The sequence below is a fragment of the Pacificibacter marinus genome (assembly GCF_900109555.1).
GTDB classification, from domain to species: domain Bacteria; phylum Pseudomonadota; class Alphaproteobacteria; order Rhodobacterales; family Rhodobacteraceae; genus Celeribacter; species Celeribacter marinus_C.
This window is the reverse complement of record NZ_FNZV01000008.1, coordinates 143,697-161,502: the sequence shown is the minus strand read 5'-3', so window position 1 is coordinate 161,502 and position 17,806 is coordinate 143,697. Positions and strand designations below refer to the sequence as shown.

At 51.9% G+C, this 17,806-nt stretch carries 16 protein-coding genes and 1 pseudogene; 8 read left to right on the top strand and 9 right to left on the bottom strand.

Going from position 1 to position 17,806, the window contains the following annotated elements; all coding sequences use genetic code 11:
• Positions 1 to 9: 9 nt before the first annotated feature.
• On the bottom strand, positions 10 to 876 hold the full coding sequence (locus BM025_RS11755; RefSeq protein ID WP_085848044.1) for an LOG family protein: 867 nt from the start codon (positions 874 to 876) through the stop codon (positions 10 to 12).
• 135 nt (positions 877 to 1,011) lie between these two features.
• Between BM025_RS11755 and dapD the strand changes: the two genes are divergently transcribed.
• The gene (gene dapD / locus BM025_RS11750) at positions 1,012 to 1,839 is read left to right on the top strand and encodes a 2,3,4,5-tetrahydropyridine-2,6-dicarboxylate N-succinyltransferase (RefSeq protein ID WP_085848416.1); all 828 of its coding nucleotides are present in this window, start codon (positions 1,012 to 1,014) and stop codon (positions 1,837 to 1,839) included.
• 61 nt (positions 1,840 to 1,900) lie between these two features.
• Positions 1,901 to 2,251 (top strand): hypothetical protein, encoded by a 351-nt coding sequence (locus BM025_RS11745; protein ID WP_085848045.1) that lies wholly within the window; start codon positions 1,901 to 1,903, stop codon positions 2,249 to 2,251.
• 1 nt (position 2,252) lies between these two features.
• On the opposite strand, the gene BM025_RS11740 is transcribed toward BM025_RS11745, so the two are convergent.
• Positions 2,253 to 3,311: a transporter substrate-binding domain-containing protein gene (locus BM025_RS11740; protein WP_085848046.1), complete on the bottom strand. Its 1,059-nt coding sequence runs from the start codon at positions 3,309 to 3,311 to the stop codon at positions 2,253 to 2,255.
• A gap of 265 nt (positions 3,312 to 3,576) precedes the next feature.
• Between BM025_RS11740 and dapE the strand changes: the two genes are divergently transcribed.
• From dapE to BM025_RS11720, 5 genes and pseudogenes are all read left to right on the top strand, one after another.
• Positions 3,577 to 4,719: a succinyl-diaminopimelate desuccinylase gene (gene dapE, locus BM025_RS11735; protein ID WP_085848047.1), complete on the top strand. Its 1,143-nt coding sequence runs from the start codon at positions 3,577 to 3,579 to the stop codon at positions 4,717 to 4,719.
• Positions 4,716 to 5,141: a GNAT family N-acetyltransferase gene (locus tag BM025_RS11730; protein WP_085848048.1), complete on the top strand. Its 426-nt coding sequence runs from the start codon at positions 4,716 to 4,718 to the stop codon at positions 5,139 to 5,141. The genes dapE and BM025_RS11730 overlap by 4 nt, the downstream gene beginning before the upstream one ends.
• 14 nt (positions 5,142 to 5,155) lie before the next feature.
• Positions 5,156 to 5,292, top strand: a pseudogene (locus BM025_RS19750) (TIGR04282 family arsenosugar biosynthesis glycosyltransferase); the annotation flags it as partial.
• A 119-nt stretch (positions 5,293 to 5,411) separates the two neighbouring features.
• The gene (gene rnr, locus BM025_RS11725; RefSeq protein WP_085848049.1) at positions 5,412 to 7,667 is read left to right on the top strand and encodes a ribonuclease R; all 2,256 of its coding nucleotides are present in this window, start codon (positions 5,412 to 5,414) and stop codon (positions 7,665 to 7,667) included.
• A gap of 191 nt (positions 7,668 to 7,858) precedes the next feature.
• On the top strand, positions 7,859 to 9,016 hold the full coding sequence (locus tag BM025_RS11720) for a lytic murein transglycosylase (RefSeq protein ID WP_090875356.1): 1,158 nt from the start codon (positions 7,859 to 7,861) through the stop codon (positions 9,014 to 9,016).
• A gap of 24 nt (positions 9,017 to 9,040) precedes the next feature.
• Here BM025_RS11720 and BM025_RS11715 read toward each other — a convergent pair whose 3' ends face one another.
• The 7 genes from BM025_RS11715 to BM025_RS11685 form a co-directional block, all read right to left on the bottom strand.
• Entirely contained in the window at positions 9,041 to 9,517 is a 477-nt protein-coding gene (locus BM025_RS11715; protein WP_085848051.1) for an RNA pyrophosphohydrolase, read from the bottom strand.
• Positions 9,518 to 9,574: 57 nt separating this feature from the next.
• Positions 9,575 to 10,906 carry a S41 family peptidase gene (locus BM025_RS11710; protein ID WP_085848052.1) on the bottom strand — a complete coding sequence of 444 codons (1,332 nt, stop codon included), beginning with the start codon at positions 10,904 to 10,906 and terminating at the stop codon, positions 9,575 to 9,577.
• Between the two features lie 72 nt (positions 10,907 to 10,978).
• Positions 10,979 to 12,109, bottom strand: coding sequence for a murein hydrolase activator EnvC family protein (locus BM025_RS11705; RefSeq protein WP_085848053.1), 1,131 nt, complete (start codon positions 12,107 to 12,109; stop codon positions 10,979 to 10,981).
• Complete coding sequence (gene gpmI / locus BM025_RS11700; RefSeq protein ID WP_085848054.1) at positions 12,106 to 13,632, bottom strand: 2,3-bisphosphoglycerate-independent phosphoglycerate mutase; 1,527 nt, start codon at positions 13,630 to 13,632, stop codon at positions 12,106 to 12,108. Before gpmI ends, BM025_RS11705 begins: the two co-directional genes overlap by 4 nt.
• 92 nt (positions 13,633 to 13,724) lie before the next feature.
• A complete protein-coding gene (rlmH, locus tag BM025_RS11695; protein WP_085848055.1) occupies positions 13,725 to 14,195 on the bottom strand; it encodes a 23S rRNA (pseudouridine(1915)-N(3))-methyltransferase RlmH in 471 nt (156 codons plus the stop codon).
• 9 nt (positions 14,196 to 14,204) lie between these two features.
• Entirely contained in the window at positions 14,205 to 14,603 is a 399-nt protein-coding gene (rsfS, locus tag BM025_RS11690; protein WP_085848056.1) for a ribosome silencing factor, read from the bottom strand.
• Between the two features lie 175 nt (positions 14,604 to 14,778).
• Positions 14,779 to 16,104, bottom strand: a complete 1,326-nt coding sequence (locus BM025_RS11685) for a mechanosensitive ion channel family protein (protein WP_085848057.1) — start codon at positions 16,102 to 16,104, stop codon at positions 14,779 to 14,781.
• A gap of 286 nt (positions 16,105 to 16,390) precedes the next feature.
• Here BM025_RS11685 and leuC point away from each other — a divergent pair, with 286 nt between their 5' ends.
• Positions 16,391 to 17,800: a 3-isopropylmalate dehydratase large subunit gene (leuC, locus tag BM025_RS11675; RefSeq protein WP_085848058.1), complete on the top strand. Its 1,410-nt coding sequence runs from the start codon at positions 16,391 to 16,393 to the stop codon at positions 17,798 to 17,800.
• Positions 17,801 to 17,806: the final 6 nt, after the last annotated feature.

The window sequence follows — 17,806 nt, the reverse complement described above, 5'->3', positions numbered from 1 at the left end:
AATAACATTTTAGTCTCTGCCGGGCAAAGAATCGCGCTTTTCGTTTGCGCCTTGCCAATCATCTATGGCCTGCACAGCTTCTTCAGCAGTTTCGACAAACTGAAACAGCTTGAGATCTTCAGCTGAAATTGTACCTGCATCTGACAGAGCCTCCCAGTTGATGATTTTTTCCCAAAACGATTTTCCAAACAGTAAGAATGGAATCCGTTTCATACGCCCCGTTTGGATTAATGTGAGCGCTTCGAACATTTCATCCAAGGTTCCAAATCCACCTGGGAAAATCGTGATTGCTTTGGCACGCATCAAGAAATGCATTTTCCGAACCGCAAAGTAGTGGAAGTTAAAACACAGGTCGGGTGTCACGTATTCGTTTGGCGCTTGTTCATGCGGCAATACAATGTTGAGACCGATTGAAACGCCGCCCGCATCTTTTGCACCTCGATTTCCGGCTTCCATCACGCCGGGGCCGCCCCCGGTCACGATAACGTCTTCGCGGTGGCCGTTTTGTTTGGCGCGTTCGGTCATAATGCGTGCGAAATTACGTGCTTCGTCATAGTACTTGGAAAGGTCCGCTAACGTTTTGGTGCGTGCCGTTTCTTTTTTTGCCGGCTCTGGAATGCGCGCGCCACCAAATAAAACGATCGTACTTTCGACGCCGTATTCTGCCATCATCATCTCAGGCTTGAGCAACTCTAGTTGGAGGCGCACAGGTCTAAGCTCATCACGACACATGAAATTTTCGTCTGAAAATGCCAAAGCATATGCCGGAGAGCGCGTTTGGGGTGTGTCGGGGATGTGGCGCGCTGAATTGATGTCTTGGTGACTATCGCGCAATGGGTGACGTCGTGTGTGTGTGTGGTCTTTTTGATCTGACATTTGCATTCCTCAATGGAGTCGTGCCCTTTTGGGCCTTGTTTCTGTTTGGCGCAAATCAGCTGTGCGTTGCGTGCGCGTCTTCAACAGACTATAGCCTCATGCAACAGATATTCCATGACCACTTGGGAGACAGATATGTCCAACGCACACCTCGAAACCGCCATTGAAGCCGCTTGGGACGCACGTGATACAATCACGCCTGCGACAACGGGCGAATCTCGCGATGCCATCGAAGATACGCTCAACGCACTCGACAGCGGTAAGTTGCGTGTGGCTGAGAAAATGGAAAGTGGTGATTGGCACGTCAACCAATGGGCCAAAAAAGCGGTTCTTTTGGGATTCCGTATCAAAGATATGGAAGAACACTCTGGCGGACCACAAGGGTCTGGCTGGTGGGACAAAGTTGACAGTAAATTCAAAGGCTGGGGTGCTGCAGAATGGAAACAAGCGGGTTTCCGTGCTGTACCAAACTGTGTTGTTCGCAAATCAGCCTACATCGCACCTGGCGCTGTTTTGATGCCATCATTCGTGAATTTGGGGGCCTACGTTGATGAGGGCACCATGGTCGACGCATGGGCCACTGTTGGATCGTGTGCACAAATCGGCAAAAACGTGCACCTGTCTGGCGGGGTTGGCATCGGCGGTGTTCTTGAACCAATGCAAGCGGGGCCGACCATCATCGAAGACAACTGCTTTATCGGCGCACGTTCAGAAGTTGTTGAGGGCTGTATCATTCGCGAAGGTGCGGTTTTGGGTATGGGTGTCTTTATCGGTCAATCTACGAAAATCGTTGACCGCGAAACCGGCGAAGTGATGTACGGCGAAGTGCCTCCATACTCGGTTGTTGTGGCGGGCTCTATGCCGTCGAAAAACGGTGTGAATTTGTACTGTGCTGTGATCGTGAAACGTGTTGACGCGAAAACACGCTCTAAAACAGGCATTAACGATTTGCTGCGCGACTGATAGAATGATATTTGAAGCGCCCGCCATGTGCGGGCGTTTTCTATTTGAAAGAGACTGTCTCATGACCGAAAAAGTGAAAAAACCGTCCCGCCAAAAAGCGTACACTCTTCTTGTTGAAGTAGGGCGCAAGGAAGACGACGGCCTACCTAAAAACGCAACGGGCGGTGCGCTTATGATCTATGCCTCAGGCGTGGATGAAGCCGAAGCCGTGCGTGAAACCGTTGCGCTTTTGAAGCAAGCCGATCTCGCGCCGCTGGATGTTACGGGATATGGGACGCTCGAAGAACGTTTGGCCGAAGGTCACGATATTTCAGAAGATGAAATTGCCTTGATGCAGCGCGCTCTTGATGAGAACTCGGTTGTGGTTGCGCAAATGACCCCGTTTTTCGGAGATGGTCCGCGCGAGATTTAATCTATCTGGCGCCAAACCATTTTTTATAGACCCGATCGTAGGTGCCATTTTCACGCAGTTCCAGCAAGCTTTGGTTGATTTGCTCTGATAGGACTGAATTGGACTGCAAAGCAATGCCGTAGTTTTCCGCCAAAAAGACTTGCCCGATTAGTCTGGCTTTGTTGTCTTTTTGGGAATTCACATAGTAGGCCAATATCGGCGCGTCAAAAACGACTACATCGATTGCGCCAATTTCGAATGCCTCAAGTAACAGTGTGATATCTGTGTATCCTGCAAATTTGATATCACGCTTGTCTAAGAAATCACCCGCAGTTGACCCGGAAAGTGTTCCCACGTTTTTGCCGTAAAGATCGTTGATGTCTGCCACATTGGCTTGAATGGCATCGACTGTCATGGCAGCGGTGATGCGCGCGACGAAGACCGATACAAAAAACAAAGACGAAATGACTAAAAAGACGCCGAACATGCGACCCAATGGGGTACGGGGTTGGCGTTCTTCAAAGCCGCCATTTACAATTAAATTGAGTGCCCACCAAAACGCGGGGAACATTGCCTCTCGGGCATTCATATCGAAATATTCTTGATGCTTGCGTTCAAGGCGCCACATTAACATGCCACAGCCAAGCAAAAGGGCAAAGGCACCGACTATCGCGAGAACCAAATCTTTGGATAAAATGATTGACCATATTGACCCTTTGTTCGGGTCAGAGGGAGTCATGATTTGTAACCCTGCTTCGAAAATGGGTTGAGTGAAATCCATGACCGCCTCGCGGCCAGCTGTGATCGAAATATTAGCGATTGCCGCGTCCGAGGTGCCATTTTCGACCGCCGACAGCATTTCAGAAAAGTTTTGAACGCGATTGATTGAGTAAGTCCAATCAAGGTTTTTCGCTATTTCATCAAGAAGTTCTATTGAAAATCCAGTATCCTTGCCATTTTCAACCATGGAAAACGGCGGACGCGTTACTGTCGTAACTGTCAAATCCTCAGCAGCTGCCCAACTGGCTTGGATAAGCCAAAGAGCGCAGGTCAAGAATATCGCTATGTGTCGTTTTTGCATTGTGTCCCCCAACCATTTTCGTATGCCATAGCAAGAGCAGTTTAGGCAATTAGACTTTGCGGATCACGACCTTAAAGCAATGAATTTGCCTTAGAATTATGGCGTACAGGATGTCAGAACAGGCAACTTTAGGCATTGGCACATTTCTTAGGCTTCATCATATCCATTTTGGTCTCTTCTTGGCCAAATGTGATCGATGTGATTTCAGCTTGTGATTGCTCGTGGGCACGGGGCGCGATAACCATGTCACAACAGGAGCGTACTTATGACCATAGATCCCATAGACTTGACTGCAGCTTTGATCCGCTGCCCATCGATCACTCCAGTTGATGCTGGCGCACTTTTATTGCTGGAAGATTTGCTTTCAAAAGCGGGCTTTGACTGTACGCGCGTGGACAGAAATGGCACGCCCAATCTTTTCGCGCGCTGGGGTGATAAGGGGGCAGAAAAATCGTTGGGCTTTAATGGTCATACCGATGTGGTGCCTGTGGGCGATGTAGCGGCATGGACCAAAGACCCCTTTGGCGCCGTGATCGAAGACGGGATTCTATGGGGGCGCGGTGCGACAGATATGAAATCTGGTGTTGCCGCATTCGCAGCCGCGGCGATTGATTATGTGACCCAAACACCGCCAAACGGCGCGATCATTATTGCCATCACGGGCGATGAAGAAGGCGATGCTCAAGATGGGACAATCGCTTTGCTGGATTGGATGGATCGTAATGAGGAGCGCATGACAGATTGCCTTGTGGGCGAGCCGACCTGCCCAAACGCGATGGGCGAGATGATGAAAATTGGCAGGCGCGGTTCGATGACTGGCTTTTTCACGGCAAAGGGTGTGCAGGGACATGTTGCCTATCCGCATCGCGCTAAAAACCCAGTGCCAGCATTGGCGCGACTTATGGATCAACTCGCATCTCATACGCTAGACGAGGGCACTGAACATTTCGACGGGTCAACTTTGGCTGTGACGACCTTTGATACGGGGAACGCCGTAACAAATATCATTCCTGCAGAATGCCGTGCGACAGTGAATATCCGCTTTAACGATGCACACCGCGCCGAAGATCTTATTGCTTGGTTTGAAGCCAAGGCATCGAAAATGAGCGAAGATACTGGAATTGATATTCAAGTTACGACAAAAGTATCGGGCGAAAGCTTTGTGACGCCTCCTGGTGCATTTGTTGATCTTGTGGCGCGAGCCGTCACAGCAGAAACGGGTTTGGTGCCTGAGCTTTCAACATCTGGCGGCACATCTGATGCGCGATTTGTTAAAAATCATTGTCCTGTTGTTGAATTCGGACTGGTTGGTAAAACGATGCATCAGGTAGATGAACGCGTTCCAGTGCGGCAGATTGAAGCACTGAAAAACATCTACACGCGGGTGATTGAGGACTATTTTAAATGACTGTAAGTATTTCTATTACAGAAGATATTTCCGATTGCCTTGCGCTACGAATGGCGGTTTTTGTTCAAGAACAAAAGGTCCCTGTTCAAGAAGAAATCGACGACTTGGATGATCAAAGTGTTCACTTGATTGCGCGTGACAGCGATGGAGTGCCTGTGGGCACCGCGCGTCTTTATGAAACCGGTGATATTGGTAAAATTGGCCGTGTCTGTGTGGTGAAATCACACCGTGGCACGGGGCTTGGGGCGCGTCTAATTGAGGCATGCATCCAAGAACTTTCAACCAGACCGCACTTGGAACAAGCTAAACTTGGCGCGCAAAATCACGCGATCAAGTTTTACGAAAAGCTTGGTTTTACAGTTGTTGGCGGCGAATATATGGACGGCGGCATACCACATCACGACATGGTAGCGCCTCTTTGAGGCCCCGGTTGATCATGATGGTCAAAGATCCCGTACCGGGGCGTGTGAAAACGCGACTTGGGCGAGACATTGGTATGGTGCCAGCTGCCCATTGGTTTCGTCATCAAGCGTTGACGATGATCGTCGCTTAGATGATCCGCAGTGGGATTTGGCCTGCATAGATAGGCTTATGGATATCGATACGCTTGAGGATTTGATCCGCCTTCAACAGATGAAATCTCGCACGCTTTGAGTGTGGTGCCGCCGCGCAGGCCGTGATAGTTTTATGCCATGAACAGTATCCCCACAAAGCAGGCGATCTTAGACTGGATCACCGAAAACCCGACCAAAACTGCCAAACGTGACATCGCGAAAGCGTTTGGCATTAAAGGCGCGGCGAGCATCGATTTGAAGCGTATCTTGAAAGAACTTGAGGGCGAGGGTCATTTGACCAAGCGCGTCAAAACCTATCGTGATCCTGACAAGTTACCGCCAGTGTCCATTTTGGCCATCTTGGAGCCCGATGCAAACGGAGACTTGTTCGCAAAGCCGCTTGAGTGGGTTGGTGTGGGGCCTGAGCCTCGTGTGCTCATGGTGCTCAAAGATGGCGATCCTGCGCTTGGTGCCGGCGAACGTATTTTAGCAAAATTACAGGTCGTTCAAGGCGAGGATCACGCCTATCAAGCACGTTTGATTCGCAAAATCGGAACCAATCCTGAGAAAATCTTAGGCATCTTCCGTGCCAATGCCGAAGGTGGCCGCGTTGTGCCAATCGGCAAAGGTGCGGGCAAAGAATGGCTGGTGCGCAATGGTCAAAGTCATGGCGCGCAAGATGGTGAACTGGTCGAGGCCGAACAAACTGGCCCGAAAGACCGGATGGGTTTGCCTCGCGCACGGATTATGGCGCGCCTTGGTGACCCGACCGCACCGCGTGCTGTTTCATTGATCGCCATTCATCAACACAATATTCCAGACGCCTTTCCTGATGATGTTGTTACGATGGCAGATGACGCCAAACCTGCGGGTCTGAAAGGGCGTGAAGATCTGCGTGATGTGCCACTTGTGACCATCGATCCCGCAGATGCGCGGGACCACGATGATGCGATTTGGGCAGAAGCTGACAGGGACCCTACCAACCAAGGCGGGTTCATTCTTTGGGTCGCGATTGCCGATGTGGCCTATTATGTGACACCGGGATCCGCGCTGGATAAAGAGGCCCGTTTGCGCGGCAATTCCACCTATTTCCCTGATCGTGTTGTGCCGATGCTGCCTGATCGATTGTCGGGAGATTTATGTTCTTTGCACGAAGGTGTACCGCGCCCATGTCTCGCTGTGCGTATGAAAATCAACGCTAAAGGTGTGAAGATTTCGCATGAATTCACGCGTGGCTTGATGCGCTCTGCTGCGTCATTGAATTACCAAGAAGTTCAACAAGCCCGTGACGGCATGCCAAATGAGGCTTGTGCTCCGTTGATGGAGACTGTGATCAACCCAATTTATGAAGCCTATGAGGCGCTCAAAATTGCTCGCCAAGACCGCCAGCCGTTGGAATTGGACTTGCCAGAGCGCAAAATTGTTTTGAGCGAAGATGGCAAGGTGTCCTCGGTCGCTTTGGCTGAACGGCTTGATGCACATAAGTTGATTGAAGAATTCATGGTGTTGGCCAATGTTGCCGCTGCCGAAGAGTTGTTTCATAAAAATCGCCCACTTTTGTACCGCGTGCACGAAGAGCCATCTGATGAAAAACTAGATGCTTTGCGCGAGGTTGCACTGGGATCGGGGCTTAATTTGGCCAAAGGGCAGGTGCTTCACACGTCGCATTTGAACCGCCTTTTGGCGCAGGCCTCTGGTACTGACCACAGCGAGCTCATCAATATTTCGACACTACGCTCAATGACGCAAGCCTACTATCATCCGCAAAATTATGGACATTTTGGTCTTGCACTGCGGTCTTATGCGCATTTCACATCGCCCATTCGCCGCTATGCTGACTTGATCGTGCACCGCGCCTTGGTGTCTGCGCATGGGTGGGGCGATGATGGTCTTAGCCCGCAAGACATTGAGACGCTGGAAGACACGGCCAAACAAATTTCTGATACCGAGCGCAGATCAATGATTGCGGAACGCGATACGAATGATCGCTATTTGGCGGCCTATTTGAGTGAACGGATCGGCACCGAGATGACGGGCCATATTTCAGGTATTCAAAGTTTTGGCGCGTTTATCAAACTGGATGAAACGGGTGCCGACGGTTTGGCGCCTGTACGCAGTATGGGATCTGAGTTTTTCCATTATGATCAAGAAACCCAAACGCTTATGGGCGCTGACACGGGTTTGACATTGTCGATTGGTCAAAAGGTTGTTGTGCGCGTTGCTGATGCCACGCCCGTCACTGGTGGGCTCGAGCTTGAAATTCTTGCAATAGACGGTATGCAGATGCCGCGTAGCAACAGGCGTGCGCGCGGAAAACCCGCCTCACGCAAGCATGCCAGAGCAAAGGCCAAGCGCGATAGCATTAAGAAAAAGGTCAGTCGAAAAAGGCGCTAGCAACAAACCGCCCGTGAAATTTTACATGGTTTTCTGATCTATCGGAATCGCGGTACGGTAAGAAAAGTGTTGGAGTTATCATTATGTTACGGTGCCTTGTCTCTTCTGTCGTTTGTGGTTTTCTATTGTGGGCTGGCCCGGTGCTTGCCCAGTCGGGCCCTCTTGGCCAATATGCACCGCAAGGGTTAGGAATGGAGTTCAAAACCTTGGATCAGGTTTCTGCCAAACAAGACGCGGCCTTGTCGCGCTGGATCGAAGGCTTCAAAGCGCGCGCACGGCGTGAGGGGATTTCGGAAACGACACTCACACGCGCGTTTCGTGGTGTGACATATGATGCCAGCGTGATTGCAAAAGACCGCCATCAGTCTGAATTTACCAAACAGATTTGGGACTACCTTGATAGTGCGGCATCGCCTGTAAGGGTTAAAAATGGTGTTGCTGCGATGCGTAAACATGCACGAACTCTCGATCGAATCGAAGCAACTTATGGCGTTGATAAACAGGTCGTTGCGGCCATTTGGGGTCTTGAGAGCGCCTATGGGGCAACGCGTGGTGATGTGCCTGTGATCCAAGCTTTGGCCACACTGGCGTATGACGGACGGCGTGGGCGCTTTTTTGAAGCACAGCTGATCGCAGCCCTTGAAATTTTGCAATCTGGTGACACAAGCCCGCGCAATATGACTGGCAGTTGGGCTGGTGCGATGGGGCATACGCAATTCATCCCAACTTCGTTTTTGGCTTTTGCTGTTGATGGCACAGGTGATGGTAAACGCGATATTTGGTCGAATGATCCGACTGATGCATTGGCGTCAACGGCCGCCTATCTTGCGCGTCATGGTTGGACCAAAGGGCAACCTTGGGGGGTGGAAATTCTGCTGCCCAATGGGTTTGATTACAGTCTGGCACGGCGTGATATAAAACGTTCACCCAATGATTGGGCAAAACTTGGCGTGCGCGGCGTGAATGGGGCCGTGGTTCCAAACTATGGGGCAGGGTCCATTTTGCTGCCTGCTGGGGCCAGTGGTGCGGCTTTCATGATCTTTGACAATTTTGCCGTGATTGAACGTTACAACAAAGCCGACGCCTATGTGATCGGCGTTGGGCATTTGTCAGATCGCCTGAACGGCGGTGCGCCTATTCAAGCAAAATGGCCACGTGGATATCAGCCACTTTCTTTTGCTGACAAGAAAAAGATGCAGCGTAAATTGCGGACCAAAGGCTTTTTGGATGACAAAGTAGACGGGCTTATCGGCCCCAACACCGTCAATGCCATTCGCGACTTTCAAAGGTCCATCGGCGTGACGCCTGATGGCTATCCGTCTCAAACGCTTTTGGGTCACTTGCGATAGGTGACAGGGATGCGGTGCGCTGATTTAAAGGTGTGCCGCGAACTCTTGGATCACGGCGTCGTAGATGTCTTTTTTGAAGGGGACAATTTCGGCTACCAAATCCGTAGGGTTTGACCACTTCCACTGCGCAAATTCTGGGTGCTCGGATGCGATGGATATTTTGTCGTCAGTGCTGTTGAACCGCAGCAAAAACCACAGCTGTTTTTGACCACGATATTTGCCTTTCCAGACCTTACCAAGCAAATGATCTGGTAAGTCATAGGTCAGCCAATCGGTGGTTTCAGCCTGCACGGTAACGTGTTCTGGGTTCACACCGGTTTCTTCCCACAACTCACGCAGGGCGGCATCACGCGGGGCTTCGCCCTTGTCGATGCCGCCTTGGGGCATTTGCCAAGCACCCGGGGTATCGATGCGTTCGCCGACAAAAATCTGGCCCGCTTTGTTTGCAAGCATCACGCCCACACAAGGGCGATAGGGCAGCGTGTTTGGGTCAAGTGTCATATTGGGTCCACAGGGTCGGATGTAAATTGCGGGGACAGTGCGCCCCCGCAGTGTAACTTATTGATCGCCGATGGCAGATAGGCCATGCAAAAGATCGATGGCGTAGGCGAGTTGGAAATCCTCATCACGCAGTTTTGCGGCAAGGTCAGCCTTTTCACGCTCTGCTTCGATTTGAAGGATTTCATCCTCGGTGAGGCTGTCGTTGTTCAATGATCCGCGCAAATCAGCTTCGGTACGTTGCTGGCGTGGCGTATCGTCTGCTTCGTCTGCTTCGGGTTTGCGTGGCGGTTGTTCAACAACGATATCAGGTGACACGCCAAGCGCTTGGATCGAGCGACCTGAAGGTGTGTAATACCGCGCTGTAGTCAATCGCATTGCACCGTCTGAGCGCAGAGGCATCACGGTTTGAACCGATCCTTTACCAAAAGATTTGGTTCCGACAACGATGGCGCGGCGGTGGTCTTGCAGTGCACCTGCAACGATTTCAGAAGCCGACGCAGAGCCACCATTGATCAAGACCACAATGGGTTTCCCCTCGGCCAAGTCGCCCGCGTGGGCGTTAACGCGTTCGCTTTGTTCAAGGTCACGGCCTCGAGTCGATACGATTTCGCCCGTTTCCAAGAAGGCGTCGGACACCATGATCGCCTGATCCAAAAGGCCACCAGGGTTGTTACGCAAATCGACAACGATACCGTTGACGTTGTCCATGCCGCCAAGTTCTTTGATGCTGTCTTCCAAACCGTCTTTGAGGTTTGGATAGGTTTGCTCGTTAAAGGTCGTGACACGTAAAACGACCGAATTGCCTTCGACGCGCGACCGCACGGCAGTCAATTTGATCACATCACGAATGATGGAAATATCAAACGGTTCATCGGTGCCTTCGCGGACCACTGTAATAACAATTTCTGCGCCAACAGGACCACGCATCAGAGCGACAGTGTCGTTCAAGGTCATGCCCAAAACGCTTTCACCATCGACCTGTGTGATAAAGTCGCCCGCCTGCACACCAGCAATGTCGGCAGGGGTGCCATCAATTGGGGCGACAACTTTGACGAAGCCTTCTTCTTGGGTGACTTCTATACCAAGTCCACCAAAAGATCCTGATGTTTGCACGCGCATATCAGCTGCGTCATCAGGCGACAGATAGGACGAATGGGGATCCAGAGACGACAACATGCCATCAATCGCAGATTCAACCAGTTTTTCAGCGTCGACTTCTTCAACATATTGCGCACGAATACGCTCAAATACATCACCAAAAAGATCAAGCTGTTCATAGACATTGCTTGTCTTGTCGGCTTCTTGCGCGATGAGCGGACCCACGAATTGCGTTGACACAAGGGTGCCCGCCAAAACGCCAATCACGCCTGCCATCAAATATTTCTTCATGCGTCTTTCCTCTCTTCAGCTCTCAAAAGAGCTCTTGTTCAGCAAAGGAACCCAAATGCTAAGTCCTGTAGCTCATTGCGTAAACCACTGCGTCGGGTCTACCGGCTTTCCGCCTTCTCTGACCTCTATATAAAGCGTCTCTGTTAAGCCTGCGCCAGTCCCTAGTTCTGCATTTGTGACAAAGGCTTCCAGATCAGGCGCCGCCCCTGCCATCAAACCCACAGCCGTTCCAGCTGGAATGACAGACCCGATGTCTCCGTATACCTCTTCTAGGCCTGCAAGTACGAGTAATACGTCATTTCCAGGTTCAAGAATGATCACATTTCCGTAGTCCAAAAATGCGCCTTGGTATCTGATGGTGGCGGGCCATGGCGTGACAACCAAAGACAAAGGTCGCGCGGCCAAAAGCCATCCAGGGCGCTTGATGCCTGCCGCGTCAGATTCTTCATATCCACGCAACAAGCGGCCCTGTACTGGCAGAGGCCATGTGCCTTTGGCTGAATCCAAATCAGGCAGCGTTGACAGTCCATCCACAACATCCATCACAGCCAAGCTTGATGCAAAAGATTCCAGAGTGTCTGATCCATTTATGAGGTCAAGCATACGTTCAGGGTTCGCCGCAAAGCGCTGCGGTAAATCTGTGCGCTGGGACATGGCTTGGCTTAAATCGGTGCGCGCGGTTTGTACGTCTTTGAGGCCAGCCTCAAGCACCTGTAACGCTTCGCTTTGCAACTCTCGCAAAATTGAAACTTCTTGCAGTTGGGTGCGCAACTCTTCGGCCTGCGCTTGCATTGCAGGGGTGATCGACGACACCAGCATTCCTGCGCGGGCTTGACCTATAGGGCCTGTTGGGTGGACCAAAGCGGCTGGCGACGCATCGGGGCGCAGGTTGATTAAAACCCCAATCAGTGTTGCAACCTGTCCGCTTTCATCTTCAAACGCACGTTCGATTTCGGCTTCGCGCAAGGCGGCTTGGCGCAGACCAGCGCGCATGGCTTCTAATCCGCTCTCATAGGCATAAATGACGCCAGTTAGCGCCTTTACGCGATCTGTTGCGGCTTGTGCAGCCTCAAGTTTTGTATGTGCATCTTCGAATTGTGCTAGCGCGGCTTCGGCCAAGGCAGCAGGGCTCGTGTCTTGGGCCTGTGCAGAAAGTGCTGCACATAGTCCAAAAGCTAGCCCTGCTGCCCGCCATAGCCTCATCGTTGAATCAGACTTTCACCAGTCATCTCTTTGGGTTGTTCAATCCCCATCAAATCCAAAAGTGAAGGTGCCAAATCGGCAAGCCGGCCGCCTTGGCGCAGTGTCGCCCCTGCAGGCCCGTTGAACAGTGCAACTGGTACAAGATTTGTGGTGTGTGCCGTGTGCACGCCGCCAGTCACGGGGTCGATCATCGTTTCGCAGTTGCCGTGATCTGCGGTGACAATCATTGCGCCGCCCACGCGTTCCAGAGCATCCATGACTTGCGCAAGGCCAGCATCGACAGTCTCGCACGCTTTTATTGCGGCCCCTAGATCACCTGTGTGCCCGACCATGTCAGGGTTGGCGTAATTGGTGACGATCAAGTCGTAGCCTGCATCGATGACTTCCAAAAATTTTGCTGTCACCTCTGGGGCGCTCATTTCTGGCTGCAAATCATAGGTCGCCACTTTGGGCGATTGCGGCATAAACCGATCTTCGCCGACTTCAGCGGTTTCTTTGCCGCCGTTCAAAAAGAACGTCACATGCGGATATTTTTCAGTTTCAGCCAGTCGGAATTGAGTTTTGCCCTGCTTGGCCACCCATTCGCCCAACGTGTTGATGATCTCGTTTTTCGGATAGGCGGCTTTCATATAGGCGTTGTGACCTTTGGAATATTCCACCATGCCCAGTATAGCTGCGAACTCTGGGCGGTCATCTGTCTCAAACCCATCAAAATCGGGTTGGGCCAAAGCCGCCAAGATTTCGCGGGCGCGGTCAGCGCGAAAGTTGAGACAGAAAAAACCGTCTCCATCTTCAACACCGGCATAATCGCCGATCACGGTGGCTTTGATAAACTCATCGTTTTCATCACGCGCATAGGCTGCGGTTACTGCGTCAATGGCTGTGTCCGCTGCCTCAATGCCTGTGGCGTTTGCAATGGCTTCATAAGCTTGGGATACACGTTCCCAACGGTTGTCGCGATCAAGCGCAAAATAGCGGCCAATGACTGTGCCAACGCGCGCCCCTTTGGGCAGGCCTTTGACCAGTTGCGGCATGAATGTATCGGCAGATTTAGGCGCAACATCACGCCCGTCTGTGATGGCATGAATGACAACAGGGACGCCGTGATCTGTAAGGGCTTTGGCTGCGGCCAAGGTGTGCACGATATGACCGTGTACGCCGCCATCGGAAATGACGCCCATCAAATGCGCGGTGCCGCCTGTCTTTTTAAGGGTTTGGGCGAAGGCAACGATTTCTTTGTTTTCAAAGAACGATCCGTTTTCAATCGCCAAATCAATTTGCCCAAGGTCCATCGCCACAACACGGCCTGCGCCGATATTGGTGTGGCCCACTTCCGAGTTGCCCATCTGGCCTGAGGGTAATCCGACGTCGGGGCCAAAGGTGATCAAGCTGCTGTGTGGGCAGGTCGCCATCAACCGATCATAGGCTGGCGTGTTGGCTTGCGCGGGGGCATTACCTTCGATTTCATCACGCTGTCCCCAGCCATCAAGAATACATAAAACGACAGGTTTGGGTGTGGACATGATCGACTCCTCGTGTTGCACTTGCGCCTGTTCTAGCGCGCTGCGTGTCTGTGGTGAACCACTACTGACATATAAGGGCGAAAAATAGCGGATTAAACCCGATGATAGGGCGATCCACCCAAGATTGAGGCCGCGCGGTAAAGTTGTTCTGTCAACATGGCGCGAGCCAGCATGTGCGGCCAGACCATTTTACCAAAGGAAATTGAAAAATCAGCCTGCGCGCGCAAGGATGGATCAATACCATCTGCGCCGCCAATGACAAAGGCCACGTCTTGGCGTCCGTTGTCGCGCCAGTCACCCAGTTTATTTGCGAAATCAGGAGAGGACAGCACTTTGCCGCGTTCATCCATTGTGCAAATCAAAGCACCGTTTGGAATTGCGCGGCTGATAATTTCAGCTTCGGCTTTCATGCCGCCGCCTTTTTTATCTTCGAGTTGGTGGATGGTCAGCGGGCCAAGCCCCAAGGGCCGCCCGCTGCGATCAAAGCGTGTGGTGTAGTCGTCGATCAATGTCGCCTCGGGGCCAGATCTAAGCCGCCCCATGGCGCAAATATGAACGCGCATTTTAAATCCTTAAGATTCAGGACGCGCTGACATCAGGGCTGTGGCCTCATCCGAGGACAGCCACATTTTTTCAAGCTGGTAGAATTCGCGTACTTCTGGGCGGAAAATGTGGACGATCACATCGCCTGCATCCAAAAGCACCCAGTCGCCAGCTGTTTTTCCCTCAATACGCGAGAAAATTTCGTGGTCGATTTTGAGGTTTGCGGACAGTTTTTCGGCCAGAGAGCCGACCTGACGCGCAGAGCGCCCAGAGCAGACGACCATGTAATCGGCCATGGATGATTTATCAGCCAGATCGATGATTACGATGTCTTCTGCTTTTTCTGCTTCTAGGTGGTCAGTGATAAAGTCCAGCATCAGCTTGCCGCCAAAGGTTGGTTCGGATGTCTCAGTCGTCGCGTCAGTCATGTTTGACCCTTTTTAAGTCGCCGATAAATGCCCGACGATGGCGTGTGTTTATTGTAGCACCGAAAGACAGGTTTCTCAACGCTCTCAGGGTGCCTGCACTATGCAGGTGTTCAGCGGGCGTATCTATATACTCTGCGCGGGTTTGGAAAGGGGGTACAGCCAAGCAGGGGTTGCTCTAATCGTTCAGTGCCGCTTTTTTATCTGCATCCTCTAACAATCGCACTTCGCGCTGAGGAAAGGGGAAGGAAATGTCATTGTCTTTGAACGCATCCCAAAGGGCCAAATAGACAGCGCCGCGCACGTTGGTCAGCCCGCCTGTTGGGTCCACAATCCAAAACCGTAAAACGTAATCCACAGCGCTGTCACCAAAGCCAACGATGTGGCACACAGTGGCTTTGTCTTTGCAAATACGTTCGACGGAATTGGCCGCAGCAATGGCAACAGCGCGCACTTTATGCGGATCGTCACCATAGGCCGTGCCAAAATGAATATCGAGTCGTACAAATGCGTTGGTATGCGACCAGTTCACCACTTGGTTGGTGATTAAATCTTCATTCGGGATCAGGTATTCTTTGCCGTCCCGCGTCACCACTGAGGCATAGCGCGCGCCTAAAGTATTGATCCAGCCAAAGGTTTCGCCAAGCGAAATCACATCACCGGGCTTGATGGATTTATCGAGCAAAATAATGATGCCTGACACAAGGTTTGACACAACTTTTTGCAAACCAAACCCAAGACCAACACCGATGGCGCCAGATAAGACTGCCAGCCCCGTTAGATCAAACCCTACGGCTTTCAGCCCCATAAAAGCAGCGGCACCATAGAGCCCAACTTGCAGCATTTTCACCATAAGCACGCGCATTGACGGTGAAATATCTTCGTTTTTGCGGATTCTGTTGGAGGCTTGAACCGAGGTCGTGCGTGCGAATGTGAACAAAATTCCAGTGAGAATGAATGCTTTCATGACGGTGAGCAAAGACAAGTCAAGCCCGCCTAAATTGATCGCAATGGAATCAAGAAAGGCAGCCGCACGCAGGTGCAACCCTAGGAAGTAAAGTGTGGCGTAGATCCAAAGCGCCCATGTCACCAAGCGTCGCACGAGCCGGTTTTTCACCAGACGTGCAGCAAAGCCAACCAGCAACCACGCCGTTGTCAGGCGTGCGACAATGCCGATCAGATAGGACCGTGAGGGCCATGTGATTTCTTGCATCACGACATAGATCGCCCAAAGCATCACCAGCCAAAGAATGAGCCAAAGCCGTTTTTCGATTTGTAATAAAGATCGGAGTTGCCATTTGGGGCGACCTTCCAGCGTGCGCATCCATGTGCGTAAACGCAAGCGGGTAAAGTGGGCGCAAAGCAGCGAAACGCCTAGGGTGCCAAGCAAGATAAGCAATTGATAAAACTGCCATTTGCGGCTGAGACTTTTGACAAAGTCAATCGCATCAGCCCCGGTCGTGGTCAGAATATCGGTGAACTGTATTGGCTCCAAACGACGCATCCTTTTCGGTCAGCATGGCACAGCAGTGGTTGTGCGGGCAAGCAGAGCGTAGGGGATATGTAGGTTTGGCGCTGCTAAGCCTTGCGAGACTCAGCGGAAGCCTTTATGTGAAGCCCTATGAAACGTGTTTTTGATATGGATGATCGCGCACGACTGCCTTGGCGGTTTCATGGTGCGACGCTCTCGGTGCTTGCCCGACTTCGGGGCTAAGGACAGCTTTTGCACGCCCTCATGGTGTGCCCAAAACCACGCAGACTTTTCCTTTTGACAATCCACGGAGAGCGACATGACCGCCCCGAAGACACTCTATGACAAAATCTGGGATGCACACGTAGCCCACGAAGCTGAAGATGGCACAACACTGTTGTACATTGATCGCCACCTCGTTCACGAAGTGACATCGCCACAAGCCTTCGAAGGTCTGCGCATGACTGGCCGTAAAGTGCACGCGCCCGACAAAACAATCGCGGTGCCGGATCACAACGTTCCGACAACGCTGGACCGTGTGTCTGGCGTGATTGCCAACGAAGAGTCCCGTATTCAAGTTGAAGCGCTCGACACCAACGCCAAAGAATTCGGCGTGCATTACTACCCTGTGTCTGACGTGCGCCAAGGCATCGTGCACATCGTTGGCCCTGAGCAAGGTTGGACTTTGCCCGGTATGACCGTTGTTTGTGGTGACAGTCACACAGCAACGCATGGCGCATTCGGCGCGCTTGCCCACGGTATCGGCACGTCCGAAGTTGAACATGTTCTGGCCACCCAAACGCTGATCCAGCGTAAGGGTAAGAACATGAAAGTGGAAATCACTGGCAAGCTGAAACCCGGTGTGACCGCGAAAGACATTACCTTGGCTGTGATCGGCGAAACTGGCACCGGTGGTGGTACTGGGTACGTGATCGAATACACAGGCGAAGCGATCCGCAATCTGTCCATGGAAGGACGCATGACGGTTTGTAACATGGCGATTGAAGGCGGCGCACGCGCTGGTCTGATCGCACCTGATGAGACTACATATGCTTACGTCAAAGGTCGCCCACATGCGCCAAAAGGTGAACAGTGGGATGCAGCTTTGGCGTGGTGGAAAACACTCTTCACTGACGAAGGTGCTGTATTCGACAAGGTTGTGACACTCAAAGGCGAAGATATTCAGCCTGTTGTGACGTGGGGCACCTCGCCTGAGGACGTTCTGCCAATCACCGGTGTTGTGCCCGCGCCCGAAAGCTTTGAAGGTGGTAAGGTTGAAGCCGTTCGACGCTCTATCGCTTACATGGGTCTCGAAGTTGGTCAAAAATTGACAGACATCGAAATCGACACCGTCTTTATCGGCTCTTGCACCAACGGTCGTATCGAAGATTTGCGTGCTGCTGCTGAAATCCTCAAAGGCAAAAAGATCAAAGAAGGCATGCGCGCTATGATCGTGCCTGGTTCTGGTCTTGTGCGTGCGCAAGCCGAAGAAGAAGGTCTTGCCCAGATTTTCAAAGACGCTGGTTTTGAATGGCGTATGGCGGGCTGCTCTATGTGCCTTGCGATGAACCCCGATCAATTGGCCGAAGGCGAGCGGTGTGCATCCACATCGAACCGCAATTTTGAAGGTCGCCAAGGGTACAAAGGTCGTACGCACCTTGTCAGCCCTGGCATGGCTGCTGCCGCTGCACTCACCGGTCGTCTGACCGATGTTCGTGATTTGATGTAAGGAGAG

Coding starts and splice junctions, on each gene's coding strand:
- BM025_RS11755 (WP_085848044.1), bottom strand. CDS start 876: ATGTCAGATCAAAAAGACCACACACACACACGACGTCACCCATTGCGC.
- dapD (WP_085848416.1), top strand. CDS start 1,012: ATGTCCAACGCACACCTCGAAACCGCCATTGAAGCCGCTTGGGACGCA.
- BM025_RS11745 (WP_085848045.1), top strand. CDS start 1,901: ATGACCGAAAAAGTGAAAAAACCGTCCCGCCAAAAAGCGTACACTCTT.
- BM025_RS11740 (WP_085848046.1), bottom strand. CDS start 3,311: ATGCAAAAACGACACATAGCGATATTCTTGACCTGCGCTCTTTGGCTT.
- dapE (WP_085848047.1), top strand. CDS start 3,577: ATGACCATAGATCCCATAGACTTGACTGCAGCTTTGATCCGCTGCCCA.
- BM025_RS11730 (WP_085848048.1), top strand. CDS start 4,716: ATGACTGTAAGTATTTCTATTACAGAAGATATTTCCGATTGCCTTGCG.
- rnr (WP_085848049.1), top strand. CDS start 5,412: ATGAACAGTATCCCCACAAAGCAGGCGATCTTAGACTGGATCACCGAA.
- BM025_RS11720 (WP_090875356.1), top strand. CDS start 7,859: ATGGAGTTCAAAACCTTGGATCAGGTTTCTGCCAAACAAGACGCGGCC.
- BM025_RS11715 (WP_085848051.1), bottom strand. CDS start 9,517: ATGACACTTGACCCAAACACGCTGCCCTATCGCCCTTGTGTGGGCGTG.
- BM025_RS11710 (WP_085848052.1), bottom strand. CDS start 10,906: ATGAAGAAATATTTGATGGCAGGCGTGATTGGCGTTTTGGCGGGCACC.
- BM025_RS11705 (WP_085848053.1), bottom strand. CDS start 12,109: ATGAGGCTATGGCGGGCAGCAGGGCTAGCTTTTGGACTATGTGCAGCA.
- gpmI (WP_085848054.1), bottom strand. CDS start 13,632: ATGTCCACACCCAAACCTGTCGTTTTATGTATTCTTGATGGCTGGGGA.
- rlmH (WP_085848055.1), bottom strand. CDS start 14,195: ATGCGCGTTCATATTTGCGCCATGGGGCGGCTTAGATCTGGCCCCGAG.
- rsfS (WP_085848056.1), bottom strand. CDS start 14,603: ATGACTGACGCGACGACTGAGACATCCGAACCAACCTTTGGCGGCAAG.
- BM025_RS11685 (WP_085848057.1), bottom strand. CDS start 16,104: ATGCGTCGTTTGGAGCCAATACAGTTCACCGATATTCTGACCACGACC.
- leuC (WP_085848058.1), top strand. CDS start 16,391: ATGACCGCCCCGAAGACACTCTATGACAAAATCTGGGATGCACACGTA.